9 protein-coding genes are annotated in these 12,381 nt (G+C 72.0%); 1 reads left to right on the top strand and 8 read right to left on the bottom strand.

From position 1 onward, the window contains the following. Positions 1-60 precede the first annotated feature (60 nt). From murB to BM419_RS16900, 4 genes are all read right to left on the bottom strand, one after another. A complete protein-coding gene (murB, locus tag BM419_RS16885; RefSeq protein WP_091927096.1) occupies positions 61-987 on the bottom strand; it encodes a UDP-N-acetylmuramate dehydrogenase in 927 nt (308 codons plus the stop codon). 199 nt (positions 988-1,186) lie between these two features. Continuing rightward, positions 1,187-2,593, bottom strand: a complete 1,407-nt coding sequence (murC, locus tag BM419_RS16890) for a UDP-N-acetylmuramate--L-alanine ligase (protein ID WP_091927097.1) — start codon at positions 2,591-2,593, stop codon at positions 1,187-1,189. Positions 2,594-2,643: 50 nt separating this feature from the next. Next, positions 2,644-3,753, bottom strand: a complete 1,110-nt coding sequence (gene murG / locus BM419_RS16895; RefSeq protein ID WP_091927098.1) for an undecaprenyldiphospho-muramoylpentapeptide beta-N-acetylglucosaminyltransferase — start codon at positions 3,751-3,753, stop codon at positions 2,644-2,646. Beyond that, a complete protein-coding gene (locus tag BM419_RS16900) occupies positions 3,750-4,916 on the bottom strand; it encodes an FtsW/RodA/SpoVE family cell cycle protein (protein ID WP_020094126.1) in 1,167 nt (388 codons plus the stop codon). The genes murG and BM419_RS16900 overlap by 4 nt, the downstream gene beginning before the upstream one ends. A gap of 295 nt (positions 4,917-5,211) precedes the next feature. Between BM419_RS16900 and BM419_RS16905 the strand changes: the two genes are divergently transcribed. Beyond that, positions 5,212-6,687: a methyl-accepting chemotaxis protein gene (locus BM419_RS16905; RefSeq protein ID WP_091927099.1), complete on the top strand. Its 1,476-nt coding sequence runs from the start codon at positions 5,212-5,214 to the stop codon at positions 6,685-6,687. 44 nt (positions 6,688-6,731) lie between these two features. Here the strand turns inward: BM419_RS16905 and murD are convergent, their stop codons facing one another. From murD to BM419_RS16925, 4 genes are all read right to left on the bottom strand, one after another. Further along, positions 6,732-8,096 carry a UDP-N-acetylmuramoyl-L-alanine--D-glutamate ligase gene (murD, locus tag BM419_RS16910; RefSeq protein ID WP_091927100.1) on the bottom strand — a complete coding sequence of 455 codons (1,365 nt, stop codon included), beginning with the start codon at positions 8,094-8,096 and terminating at the stop codon, positions 6,732-6,734. Positions 8,097-8,301: 205 nt separating this feature from the next. Further along, positions 8,302-9,387 (bottom strand): phospho-N-acetylmuramoyl-pentapeptide-transferase, encoded by a 1,086-nt coding sequence (mraY, locus tag BM419_RS16915; protein ID WP_012319328.1) that lies wholly within the window; start codon positions 9,385-9,387, stop codon positions 8,302-8,304. 68 nt (positions 9,388-9,455) lie between these two features. Next, positions 9,456-10,904, bottom strand: coding sequence for a UDP-N-acetylmuramoylalanyl-D-glutamyl-2,6-diaminopimelate--D-alanyl-D-alanine ligase (locus BM419_RS16920; RefSeq protein ID WP_091927101.1), 1,449 nt, complete (start codon positions 10,902-10,904; stop codon positions 9,456-9,458). 19 nt (positions 10,905-10,923) lie between these two features. Continuing rightward, positions 10,924-12,381 (bottom strand): UDP-N-acetylmuramoyl-L-alanyl-D-glutamate--2,6-diaminopimelate ligase, encoded by a 1,458-nt coding sequence (locus BM419_RS16925; protein WP_091927102.1) that lies wholly within the window; start codon positions 12,379-12,381, stop codon positions 10,924-10,926.

Genomic DNA, 12,381 nt, shown 5'->3' on the forward strand with positions numbered 1-12,381 from the left:
CCTCGAATAGGTCGGCTTCAATCAGGATCTGAGCGCACCGGTCCGTCCGGAACACCGCTCTTACGTTGTGCCGGCGGGCTGGCCGATGCGCCGGATCTCCCAGCGCAATGCGACCCCGCTGGTCTCCCGGACGCGGCGGCGGACCTCCTCGCCGAGCTCCTCGATATCGGCCGCGCTCGCAGTACCGGTATTGATCAGGAAGTTGCAGTGCATCTCGCTGACCTGGGCGCCGCCCCGCCTCAATCCGCGGCAGCCGGCGGCGTCGACGAGCTGCCACGCCTTGCCGCCGTCCGGGTTGGCGAAGGTCGAGCCGCCGGTCCGCTCGCGGATCGGCTGCGCGGCCTCGCGGGCGGCGGTGACCCGCTCCATCTCGGCCTCGATGGCGACCCGGTCGCCGGGCCGTCCGCGGAAGACGGCGCGCGTGAAGATCACGTCCTCCGGGGCGTCCGAGTGCCGGTAGGAGAAGCCCATGTCGGCGTGGCTGAAGGTGCGCAGCGCGCCCCCGCGATCGATGCCGCGGGCCTCGACCAGCACGTCGGTGGTCTCGCCACCATGCGCGCCCGCGTTCATGCGCAGCGCCCCGCCGATCGAGCCGGGGATGCCCCGGTAGAAGGCGAGCCCGTCGAGCCCGGCCTCGGCGGCCGCCTTGGCGAGGCGCATGTCCGGGACCGCGGTGCCGACGGTCAGCGCGTCGCCGTCGACCGCGATGCTGCCGAAGGCCTTGCCGCCGAGGCGCACGACCACGCCCGGCACGCCGCCGTCCCGCACGATCAGGTTCGAGCCGAGCCCGATCACCGTGACCGGCACGTCCGGATCGAGAGCGGCGAGGAGGCGGGCGAGATCCTCCTCGTCGGCCGGGGTGAACAGCACCTCGGCCGGTCCGCCGACCCGGAACCAGGTGAGGTCGGCGAGCGGCTGGTCGGCGAGCAGGCGCCCGCGGAGGTCGGGCGCGGCGGCCCGGATGCGATCGTGCAGAGAGGCGGTCATCTGTGTGTCTCCCCTCGCCCCGCCCGCGGGGAGAGGGATGCGGTGATCCTGGTGTCGTCGCATCGGGGTGGCAGCGGACGCTGCGAGGCCGGGGTCCGGAGAGTCACCGCCGGGTTCATCCTCGGAGCGCAGCCCAGTGTGGGCGGTCGAGGGTGCCGCCGACCCGAGAGGCCTCCCGGGGCGGGCGCGCGCACCGCGCCTACCGTCCCCGCGCGGCGAGTTCGTCCGGCAGAGCGTAGGCCCACTGGGTGATCGTGCCGGCGCCGAGGCACACCACGTAGTCGCCGGGCTTGGCGAGGTCCGCGATGATACCCGCGAGTTCCTCCGGCCGCTCCAGGGCCCGGGCGTCGCGGTGACCGCGGGAGCGCAGGCCGGCCACGAGGCTGTCGCGGTCGAAGCCCTCGATCGGTTGCTCGCCGGCCGCGTAGACCGGCGCGACGATGACCGTGTCGGCATCGTTGAAGCAGGTGCAGAAATCGTCGAACAGCGACTGCAGCCGGGTGTAGCGGTGCGGCTGCACGATGGCGACGACGCCGTGCTCGGTCGAGGCGCGGGCGGCCTTGAGCACCGCCTTGATCTCCACCGGATGGTGTCCGTAATCGTCGAAGATCGTCGCGCCGTTCCACTCGCCGGTGCGGGTGAAGCGCCGCTTCACGCCGCCGAAGCCCGCGAGCGCCTGGCGGATCGCGTCCGGCTTCACGCCGAGCTCGTGCGCGACGGCGAGGGCCGCCGTGGCGTTGAGGGCGTTGTGCTTGCCGGGCATCGGGAGGACCAGATCCTCCATCTCCATCCGGTAGCCGGGGCGGCGGTCGCGGATCATCACCCGGAAGCGGCTCTGGCCGCCGCGCAGGTCCACGTCGATCAGGCGCACGTCGGCCTGCGGGTTCTCGCCGTAGGTGATGATCCGCCGGTCCTCGATATGGCCGACGAGATCCTGGACCACCGGGTGGTCGATGCACATCACCGCGAAGCCGTAGAACGGGATGTTGTCGATGAAGCGCCGGAACGCGTCCTTGATCGCGTCGAACGAGCCGAAATGGTCGAGATGCTCGGGATCGATGTTGGTGACGATCGCGACGTCGGCCGGCAGCTTCAGGAAGGTGCCGTCGGACTCGTCGGCCTCCACCACCATCCACTCGCCCGCCCCCATGCGGGCGTTGGTGCCGTAGGCGTTGATGATGCCGCCGTTGATCACGGTCGGGTCGAGGTTGCCGGCGTCGAGCAGCGTGGCGACGAGCGACGTGGTCGTGGTCTTGCCGTGCGTGCCGGCGATCGCCACGCAGGACTTGAAGCGCATCAGCTCCGCCAGCATCTCGGCCCGTCGCACCACGGGCAGGCGTCGCTCGCGGGCGGCCTGCAGCTCGGGGTTGTCGCGCCGGATCGCGGTCGAGACGACGACGAGGGCGGCCTCCTCGACGTTCTTGGCATCGTGGCCCACGAAGGTGCGCATGCCCTTCTCAGCGAGACGGCGGACATTGGCGTTGTCGGAGGCGTCCGAGCCCTGCACCGTGTAGCCGAGGTTGTGCATCACCTCGGCGATGCCGGACATGCCGATGCCGCCGATGCCGATGAAGTGGATGGGGCCGAGCTTGTCGGGCAGCTTCATGGGTCGAACCGTCTGGTGGCGGGACCGCCGGTGCGGAATCCCTCAAGAAATCAGGTGCGGGCGGCCGTCTCGACGACGACCTCGGCCAGCCGCTCGGCGGCGTCGTGGATGCCCGCGCTTCTGGCCGCATCGGCCGCCGCGGTCAATTTTGCCGGCGTCTCGAAGCAGGCGGTCAGCTCCGCGGCGAGGCGTTCGGGCGTGAATTCCGGCTGCTTCACCGCCAGCGCCGCGCCGATGGCGTCGAGAGTCGCGGCGTTGGCGGCCTGGTCCTGGTCGAGGGAGCCCGGCAGCGGCACGAGGATCGACGGGCGGCCGATCGCCGCGAGTTCCGAGACCGTCGAGGCGCCCGAGCGCGAGACCACGAGGTGGCTCGCGGCCATGCGGGCGGGCAAGTCCTTGAAGAACGGCGCCGCCTCGATCCCGGCGAGCCCCATGGCGAGGTAGCGGTTCTGAACGGCCGTCAGGTCCTCGGGGCGGACCTGCTGGACGAGGTGCAGGCGGGCGCGCAGCGCGTCGGGCAGGCGGGCGATCGCCTCCGGCACGACCTCGCCCATCACGCGCGCGCCCTGGCTGCCGCCGAACACCAGGAGCCGCAGGGCGTCGCCCTCGCCGAAAGCGGGATACGGGACCTTGGCCGCCTCGATCACCGCCGGGCGGAGCGGATTGCCGGTGTGGATCCGCGGGGCCTTGGCCTTGTCGGGCACGCCGCGCACGACCTTGAAGCCGGTGGCGATGGTGCGGGCGCCCCGCGCCAGGAAGGCGTTGGCCCGGCCCATCACGGCGTTCTGCTCGTGCAGGATCGTCGGCACGCGCAGGATCTGGCCGGCGAGCACCGGCGGCACGGTCGGGTAGCCGCCGAAGCCCACGATGGCGGCCGGGTTGATCCGGCGGATCTCCTTCGCGGCCACGCCGAAGCCCCGGCCGAGGGTCAGCACGGCGCCGGCCCGCTTCAGCGGCGAGCGGCCGGACGGCGTCGCCGAGGCGATGGTCACCACCTCGGAGGCCGGGAACTCGGACGCGATGGCATCGACCCGGGCGTCGGTGGCGAGCGCCACCCGGATGCCGCGGGCCCGCAGGGCGTGGGCGAGGCTCTCGGCCGGGAATAGGTGGCCGCCGGTGCCGCCCGCGCAGAGCAGGATCGTGGGCGTGAAGACGGTCACCGCATCACCCCGGCGACGGTGGCGGGCGCGGTGCCGGGGGGCTTCTGGCTGAGCATGACGGTGCGGGGCCGCTTGCGGGTCAGGGCGACGAGGAAGCCGGTGCCGAGCGCCAGCGAGATCAGCGAGGAGCCGCCGTAGGAGACGAACGGCAGCGTCATGCCCTTGGCGGGCATCAGCTGGGTGTTCACCGCCATGTTGATGCAGGCCTGCAGGCCGAACAGCGTGGTCAGGCCGGTGATCGCCAGCCGCGAGAAGGTGTCGTCGGTGCGCCGCGCGAGCTTGAGGCCGCGCAGGACGATGAAGGCGAACAGCGCCACGAGGCAGAGGCAGACGATCACGCCGAACTCCTCGCCGGTGACCGAGAAGATGAAGTCGGTATGCGCGTCCGGCAGGTGGCGCTTGGCCACGCCCTCCCCCGGCCCGGTGCCGAACCAGCCGCCCGAGCGGAACGATTCGCGCGACCAGAAATCCTGGAAGCCGCCGCCGGAATCCCGGTCGAGGAACTTGTTGAAGCGCTCGCGGACGTGGTGGAAGAACAGGTAGGCAGCGAACACACCTCCGAGGCCCAGCACGCCGAGGACGGCCACCCAGATCAGGTGGAGGCCGGCCACGAAGAACAGCGCGCACCACACCATGGTAATCAGCATGGTCTGGCCGAAATCGGGCTGGAGCAGCAGCGGCACGATGGTGATCGGCAGGAGCAGCAGCGCCAGGATGCCGCCCGGCATGTCGCGGCGCTGGGCGCCCTCCGAGAAGGCCCAGGCGGCGACGACCACGAAGGCCGGCTTCACGAACTCCGAGGGCTGCAGGCCGAAGGAGCCGAACTGGATCCAGCGATGTGCGCCCTTGATTTCGGGCCCGAACTTGCCGGCGAGCAGGCACAGGATGACGCCCAGGATCCACGTGACGAGCGCGAGCCGCCGGATGCCGCGCAGCGACAGGAACGAGACCGCGCAGATCAGCAGGATGGTCGGCGCGAGGTACATCGCCTGCCGGTTGAGGAAGTAGAAGGTCGGCAGGCCGATCCGCTCGGCCACGGGCGGGCCGCCGCCCATCAGGAAGACGAGGCCCGCGACCATCAGCGCGAACAGCGCCGCGAGCAGGCCGCGGTCCACCGTCCACCACCAGTCCGTCAGGGGGGTGCGTTCCGCGCGTGACATCATGCCGGGCAACGACTCCAGGCCGCGCGGATGCCGATCCGCGCGGGTCGGCCGGGATCCTCGGCAGGAATGGTAAACGGAGCCTTATGACCGACGGGTCGGGGCGCGTCGGGGCACGTCAGGACGCGTCGGGACGCGCCGGCCACGCAGCCGGCGGCCCCTGGGATGCTGTATTAGGACCGCGCAATACTAGTAAAAAGACACTCTATGTTAATCTTCCCATTGCAACTTTCGGATGTATCGACCCGGCGGGTCGCGGTGCGCCGCGCCCGATCCGCCCAGCGGAAGCCGACGCGCCATGTTCTCTGCCCTGAACGTCCGTGAAGCGCATGCCAAGCTCGCGGCCCTCGACCGGGTTCAGGGCGTGATCGAGTTCGACCTAGCGGGGCGGATCCTGTCGGCGAACCGGAATTTCCTCGACGTCGTCGGGTACACGCTGCCGGAGATCGTCGGCCAGCACCACAGCATGTTCATGGAGCCCGCCCAGCGGGACGCGCCGGACTACCGGGCCTTCTGGGAACGCCTGCGCTCCGGCACCTTCGAGTCGGGCCAGTTCCAGCGGGTCGGCCGGGGCGGCCGGTCGATCTGGATCCAGGCCTCCTACAACCCGATGCTCGACGTCCGCGGCCGGCCCTACAAGGTGGTGAAGTTCGCCACCGACATCACGCAGCAGCGCACCGAGGAGGCCGACCGCGCCGGGCAGATCGCCGCGATCGACAAGGTGCAGGCGGTCATCGCCTTCGACCTCGACGGCACGGTGATCGCGGTGAACGACAATTTCCTCGCCGCGATGGGCTACAGCCGCGCCGAGGTGCTCGGGCAGCATCACAGCCTGTTCGTGGAGCCCGCCTACCGGGAGTGCGAGGCCTACCGGGCCTTCTGGGCGGCCCTGCGGAACGGCACCTATCAGGCGGCCCAGTTCCGGCGGATCGGCAAGGACGGGCGCGAAGTCTGGATCCAGGCCTCCTACAACCCGATCCTCGACGCCGCCGGCCGGCCCTACAAGGTGGTGAAATTCGCCACCGACATCAGCGACCAGGTCCGGCTGTTCGCCAACCTGCGGACCCTGATCGATCAGAACTTCGGCGAGATCGAGCAGGCGGTGACGCACTCGACCACGGCGGCCTCGCTGGCCTCGTCGGCGGCGGACTCGACCTCCGGGAACGTCCAGACCGTGGCGGCCGCCGCCGAGGAGCTGGCGGCCTCGGTGGCGGAGATGTCCCAGAGCATCGTGCGCTCCCAGAGCGCCACCGACACCGCCTATGCCTGCGTTCAGGACGCGGACGGCCACACCAAGCGGCTGGCCGAGACCGCCACCGCCATGACCGGCATCGTCGGCCTGATCCAGGACATCGCCGGCCAGATCAACCTGCTGGCGCTGAACGCCACCATCGAGGCCGCCCGCGCGGGCGCGGCGGGCCGCGGCTTCGCGGTCGTCGCCTCCGAGGTTAAGGCGCTGGCCGACCAGGCGGCGCGCGCCACCGGTCAGATCAACGGCGAGATCGCCAGCGTGCAGCGCGTCTCGCAGGAGGTCGTGCAGGCTCTCAGCTCGATCGGGTCCTCGGTCTCGGTGATGCGCGAGACCGTGGTGGCCACCGCGGCCGCCATCGAGGAGCAGAGTGCCGTGACCCGGGATCTGGCCGAGAGCATGCAGAGCGCCGCGGGGGCCGTCACGGAGATCACAGGCAACATCGGGGCGATCGTCCAGTCGGTGGCCAACGTCTCGCATGCGGTCGACACCACCCGCGACGCCGCCAAGGTTCTGGCGCGCTGAGGTTCTGGCGCGCTGAGGTTCTGGCGCGCTGAAGTGGCGCTGCCTCAGGGCAGCGCCTGAACCAGCTCGCGGAAGCGGTTGCCGCGGATCTCGAAGTTCCGGAACTGGTCGTAGGACGCGCAGGCCGGCGACAGGAGCACCACCGGCTCCGGTGCGCCCGAGGCGGCGGCGTTCTCGGCGGCCTTCGGGACGGCGTTCTCGAGGGTCTCGCAGCGCGTGTAGGGCACGGCGCCCTCCAGGGTCGCCGCGAAGGCGTCCGACGCCGCGCCGATCAGGTAGGCGTGCGCGACCCGCTCGAAATACGGCACCAGCGGGAAGATCCCGCCCTCCTTGGCCTTGCCGCCGAGGATCCAGTGGATGTCCCGGAAGGCGTTGAGGGCCTTCTCGGTGGAATCCGCGTTCGTCGCCTTGGAATCGTTGACGAACAGCACGTGGCCGCGCCGCCCGACCTCCTCCATCCGGTGCGGCAGGCCCGGGAACGAGGTCAGGCCGGCCTGGATCTGCTCCGGCGACAGGTCGAGGGCCCGCGCGACGGCCACCGCCACCGCGGCGTTCTGCCAGTTATGCGCCCCCCGGAGCGAGCCGATCCCGTTGACGTCGGCGAGGGCCGTCCCGTCCGGCTCCCGGACGATCCCGTCGCGCACCGTCAGCGCGTCGGCGCACAGCACGTCGCCGTGGGGCACGTGGACACGCACGAGGTCGGCGCCGCGGCGGTCCGCGATGGCGCGGCTCGGGGCGTCGTCGACGCCGACCACCGCGAGGCCGGCGCCCTGGATCAGACGCTCCTTGATGGCCGCGTACTGCTCCATCGTGCCGTGCCGGTCGAGATGGTCCGGCGTGATGTTCATCAGCACGCCGACGCTCGGGTCGAGGCTCGGCGTCAGGTCGATCTGGAACGACGACATCTCGATCACGTGGACGCGGTCGGCGGCCGGCGGCTCCAGCGACAGGATCGCGGTGCCGATGTTGCCGCCCATCTGCACGTCGCGGCCCCCCTGCGCGAGCACGTGGGCGATCAGCGCCGTGGTGGTCGACTTGCCGTTGGTCCCGGTGATCGCCACGAACGGCGCCCCCGGCGCCTGCGCCCGCCGCTCCCGGCAGAACAGCTCGATGTCGCCGATGATCTCGACGCCGGCATCCCGGGCGAGCCGGACGCTCCAGTGCGGCTCGGGATGGGTCAGCGGCACGCCCGGGCTCAGCACGAAGGCGGCGAACGCGGACCAGTCGGCCGCGCGCAGGTCCCGCGTCTCGATGCCGGCCTTCCGCGCGCGGGCGAGGCTGTCGGCATTGTCGTCCCAGGCCTGCACGCCCGCGCCACCGGCCTTCAGCGCCAGCGCCGTGGCGAGCCCCGAGCCGCCGAGCCCGAACAGGGCGACGGTCTTGTCCTGGAAGACGGTGACGGGTGTCATGCGGAACTCTGGATGCGGCGACCGGACCCGGCCGACCCGAACCGAACCCTCCTCCCGGGCGCCCCGCATCGGCGACCCCGAAGGCGAGCTCCCGGGATCGCGCGGCCGGCCGGAAGCCTCCTTCGAGGCTCCCCTCCGCGGCCGCGCCTCAGGACGAGGGCGAGGATCGGATCGACCTCTCAGGCCGCCCGTCTAGCACGATTTCTCAGCGCAGCTTCAGCGTCGCCAGGCCGGCCATCGCCAGGATCACCGCGATGATCCAGAAGCGGATCACGACCTGCGGCTCCTTCCAGCCCTTCTGCTCGAAATGGTGGTGGATCGGCGCCATGCGGAACACGCGCTTGCCCGTGAGCTTGAACGACGCGACCTGGATGATCACCGACATCATCTCCAGCACGAAGAGGCCGCCGACGATCGCCAGGACGATCTCGTGCTTCGTCGCCACCGCGATGGAGCCCAGCAGGCCGCCCAGCGCCAGGGAGCCGGTATCGCCCATGAAGATCTGGGCCGGCGGTGCGTTGAACCAGAGGAAGCCGAGCCCGGCGCCGATGACCGCGCCGCAGACGACGGCGAGCTCGCCCGTGTCGCGGACGTAGTTCACCTGCAGGTAGCTGGCGGTGAACGAGTTGCCGACGAGGTACGCGATGAAGCCGAACGTGCCGCAGGCGATCATCACCGGCACGATCGCGAGGCCGTCGAGGCCGTCGGTCATGTTCACGGAATTGCCCGCCCCGACGATCACGAAGGCGCCGAACAGCGGGTAGAACCAGCCGAGGTTCAGGAGCGCGTCCTTGAATACCGGGAAGGCGAGCTGGTTCTGGAGCGCGGCGGGCGAGTAGACCGCGATGGTCACGCAGGCCGCCATGGCGATCACCGCCTCGAGGGCGAGGCGGAACTTGCCCGAGAAGCCCTTGTGCGACTGCTTCGTGACCTTGAGGTAGTCGTCGTAGAAGCCGATCGCGCCGAAGCCGAGGGTGACGGTCAGCGTCACCCAGACGTAGTGGTTGCGCGGGTTGGCCCAGAGCAGGATCGCCACGACGGCGCCGGCCAGGATCATCAGGCCGCCCATGGTCGGCGTGCCGCGCTTGGTCAGCAGATGGGTCTGCGGCCCGTCCTCGCGGATCGGCTGGCCCTTGCCCTGGCGGATCCGCAGCAGCGAGATGATCCAGGGCCCGAACCAGAACACGAACAGGCCCGCCGTGAACAGCGCGCCGCCGGTGCGGAAGGTGATGTAGCGGAACACGTTGAGCGGCGTGAAGCTGCTGCTCAGGTCCGAGAGAAGGTACAGCATCCGGGCGCTCGGCCCCCTTGTTCAGGCTCAGGTTTCGGGGGACGGCGCCGCACGCGCAGGCGTGCCGGTCACGGGACGGCCTGGGTCCGCCGGGTCGGATCGACCGCGTAGCGGGCTTTCAGCGCCTCGACAATCCGGCCCATGCGGCTGCCGTTCGATCCCTTCACCATGACGGCGTCGCCGGACCGCAGGGTCCGGGCGAGCGGCTCGAGCAGGTCGGCCGCAGTGTCGGCCACCGCGCCGCGGCGGCTCACCGGCAGGGCCTCGAACAGGTGGCGCATCAGCGGACCGGCCGTGAAGACGAGGTCGACCCGGGCCGCCTCGATCGCCTCCGCCAGGCCGCGATGCAGGTCGGGCGCGGCGGCGCCGAGCTCGAGCATGTCGCCCAGCACCGCGATCCGGCGGCCGCGGGGCCCGGTCTCGATCCCCGCCAGGGTCGCCAGCGCCGCGCGGACGGCGACGGGATTGGCGTTGTAGCTCTCGTCCACGAGGTAGGCGGTGCCGCCGCCGATCTCGAGGGCGGTGCGCTCGCCGCGTCCCGCCGGCGGCGTCAGCCCGCCCAGCGACAGGGCCGCGCGGGCGAGGTCGGCCCCGAGGCTGTGGACCACCGCCATGACGCCCAGCGAGTTCAGCGCCGCGTGCCGGCCGGCGGTGCCGAGCTTGTAAGTGACGGGCTGGCCCATCACCACCGCGTCGATCACCGACAGGTCGGGCCGCAGCACGATCCTCAGGGCGCGGACGTCGGCATCCGCGTGCTCGCCGAAGGTAACCACCCGGCCCGCCCGGGAGGCCTGGGCGTGGGCGGCCAGGCGGTCGAAATGCGGGGCGTCGCGGTTCAGGATGGCGACGCCGCCGGGCTGGAGCCCGGAGAAGATCTCGCCCTTCGCGTCCGCGATCGCGGCCAGCGAGGCGAAATGCTCGATATGGGCGGGCGCGATCGTGGTGATCAGCGCGATGTCCGGCCGGACCTGCGCGGTCAGCGGCACGATCTCGGCGCCGTGGTTCATGCCGATCTCGAACACGCCGTAGCGCGCGGAGCGCGGCATCCGGGTCAGGGTCAGGGGCACGCCCCAGTGGTTGTTGTAGGAGGCCGCCGAGGCGTGGGTCTCGCCCTGCTCGGACAGGACGTGGCGCAGGGCCTCCTTGGTCCCGGTCTTGCCGACCGAGCCCGTGACCGCCACGACCTGCGCGCGCGTCCGGTCCCGGGCGGCGGCACCGAGGCGCACCATCGCGGTGAGAACCGGGTCGGCGCCCCCCTCGGGCACCGCCAGGACGGGGCCGTGGACCGCGAGCGCCTCGGCGCGCGCGGCGCTCACCACGGCGGCGCCGGCGCCGCGCCCCAGGGCGTCGGGGACGAAGTCGTGGCCGTCGCGGGTGTCGCCGCGGATCGCGAAGAACAGGTCGCCGGGCTGGAGCGTGCGGGTGTCGATCGAGGCGCCGCCGATCGCGCGCCCGGCGCCGGCCAACCGGCCGCCCGTCGCGGATTCCAGCTCCTCCCGCGTCCAGAGTGCGGTCATCGTCGGTCCCCCGTCGTCCTCAGGCCGCCGCGGCGATCGCGGCGCGCAGGACCGCGTGGTCCGAGAACGGCAGCGTGCGATCTCCCACGATCTGGCCGGTTTCATGACCCTTGCCGGCCACGACCAGCACGTCGCCCGGCCCGAGCCGGTCGACGGCGCTGTGAATCGCCTCCGACCGGTCGCCGATCTCCTCGGCGCCCGGCGCCGCGTCCAGGATGGCCCGGCGGATGGCGGCCGCGTCCTCGGTGCGCGGGTTGTCGTCCGTGACGATGACGACGTCGGCGAGCCGCTGCGCGATGGCGCCCATCAGCGGCCGCTTGCCCCGGTCGCGGTCGCCGCCGCAGCCGAACACCGCGATCAGCCGGCCCGACGCGAAGGGGCGGAGCGCGGCGAGCACGCTCTCCAGGGCCTCGGGCTTATGCGCGTAGTCGACGAGGCAGAGGCCGCCCCGCGCCTCGCCGATCCGCTCCATGCGGCCGGGGACGCCGGTGAGATGGTCGAGGGCCGCCAGGACGCCGTCGGGATCGGCCGCCCCCGCCGGGGTAGCCAGTGCGAGGCCGGCCGCCACCAGGGCATTCTCGACCTGGAACTCGCCGACGAGCGGCAGGCGCAGTTCCCGGACCCGGCCCGCGAACAGGATCCGGGCGACCTGCGCGAACCCCTCCGTGCGGACCGCCTCGACCCGCAGGTCCCGGCCGCCCCGCCCGACCGTGCGGACCGGCCGGCCAGCGGCCTCGGCGGCCGCGATGACGCGCTCGGCGTAAGCGCCGTCGGCATTGACGATGGCCGGGCGGCCCGGCGGCAGCAGCTCGGTGAACAGCCGCAGCTTGGCCGCGAGGTACTCCTCGATGCTCGCGTGGTAGTCGAGATGGTCCCGGCCGAGATTGGTGAAGCCGGCCGCGTCGAGGCGCACGCCGTCGAGCCGGCGCTGCTCGATCCCGTGGGAGGAGGCCTCCATGGCGAGGTCGGTGACGCCGTCCGCGGCGAGTTGCGCCAGCGTCCGGTGCAGCGTCACGGGGTCCGGGGTCGTGAGGGAGCCGTACTGCGCGCCGCGGTTGGTGACGATGCCGACGGTGCCGAGGCTCGCGGAGTCGCGGCCGAGACGCGCCAGGATCTGTCGGACGAAGTCGGCCACCGAGCTCTTCCCGGCGGTGCCGGTGACCGCCACCACGGTCTCGGGCTGCGGGCCCGCGAGGCGGGCCGCCGCGAGGGCGAGCGACCGGCGCGCGTCGGCGACCGGGATCCAGGCGACCGCGTCGGGCAGGTCGGCGGGACGAGTCCCCTCCCCGGCGACCGCGGCGGCGCCGCGCTGCGCGGCCTGCGCGGCGAAACGTCGGCCGTCGGCCTTCGAGCCGGGAACGGCGACGAACACCGTGCCGGTCGCGACCTGCCGGCTGTCGGCCGTGAGGTCCGAGACGGTCAGGTCCGCGGCGGGGCCAGCAGCCTCGGGGAAGAGGTCGGCGAGCCGCGCGCTCAT

This window comes from Methylobacterium sp. yr668 (genome assembly GCF_900116245.1).
In the GTDB taxonomy this organism is placed as follows: domain Bacteria; phylum Pseudomonadota; class Alphaproteobacteria; order Rhizobiales; family Beijerinckiaceae; genus Methylobacterium.

What these genes read in the sequence shown, in the direction of transcription:
- murB (WP_091927096.1), bottom strand. Translation starts at nt 987, where the DNA reads ATGACCGCCTCTCTGCACGATCGCATCCGGGCCGCCGCGCCCGACCTC.
- murD (WP_091927100.1), bottom strand. Translation starts at nt 8,096, where the DNA reads ATGACACCCGTCACCGTCTTCCAGGACAAGACCGTCGCCCTGTTCGGG.
- BM419_RS16900 (WP_020094126.1), bottom strand. Translation starts at nt 4,916, where the DNA reads ATGATGTCACGCGCGGAACGCACCCCCCTGACGGACTGGTGGTGGACG.
- murC (WP_091927097.1), bottom strand. Translation starts at nt 2,593, where the DNA reads ATGAAGCTGCCCGACAAGCTCGGCCCCATCCACTTCATCGGCATCGGC.
- BM419_RS16905 (WP_091927099.1), top strand. Translation starts at nt 5,212, where the DNA reads ATGTTCTCTGCCCTGAACGTCCGTGAAGCGCATGCCAAGCTCGCGGCC.
- BM419_RS16925 (WP_091927102.1), bottom strand. Translation starts at nt 12,381, where the DNA reads ATGAGCGCGCGGCTCGCCGACCTCTTCCCCGAGGCTGCTGGCCCCGCC.
- mraY (WP_012319328.1), bottom strand. Translation starts at nt 9,387, where the DNA reads ATGCTGTACCTTCTCTCGGACCTGAGCAGCAGCTTCACGCCGCTCAAC.
- BM419_RS16920 (WP_091927101.1), bottom strand. Translation starts at nt 10,904, where the DNA reads ATGACCGCACTCTGGACGCGGGAGGAGCTGGAATCCGCGACGGGCGGC.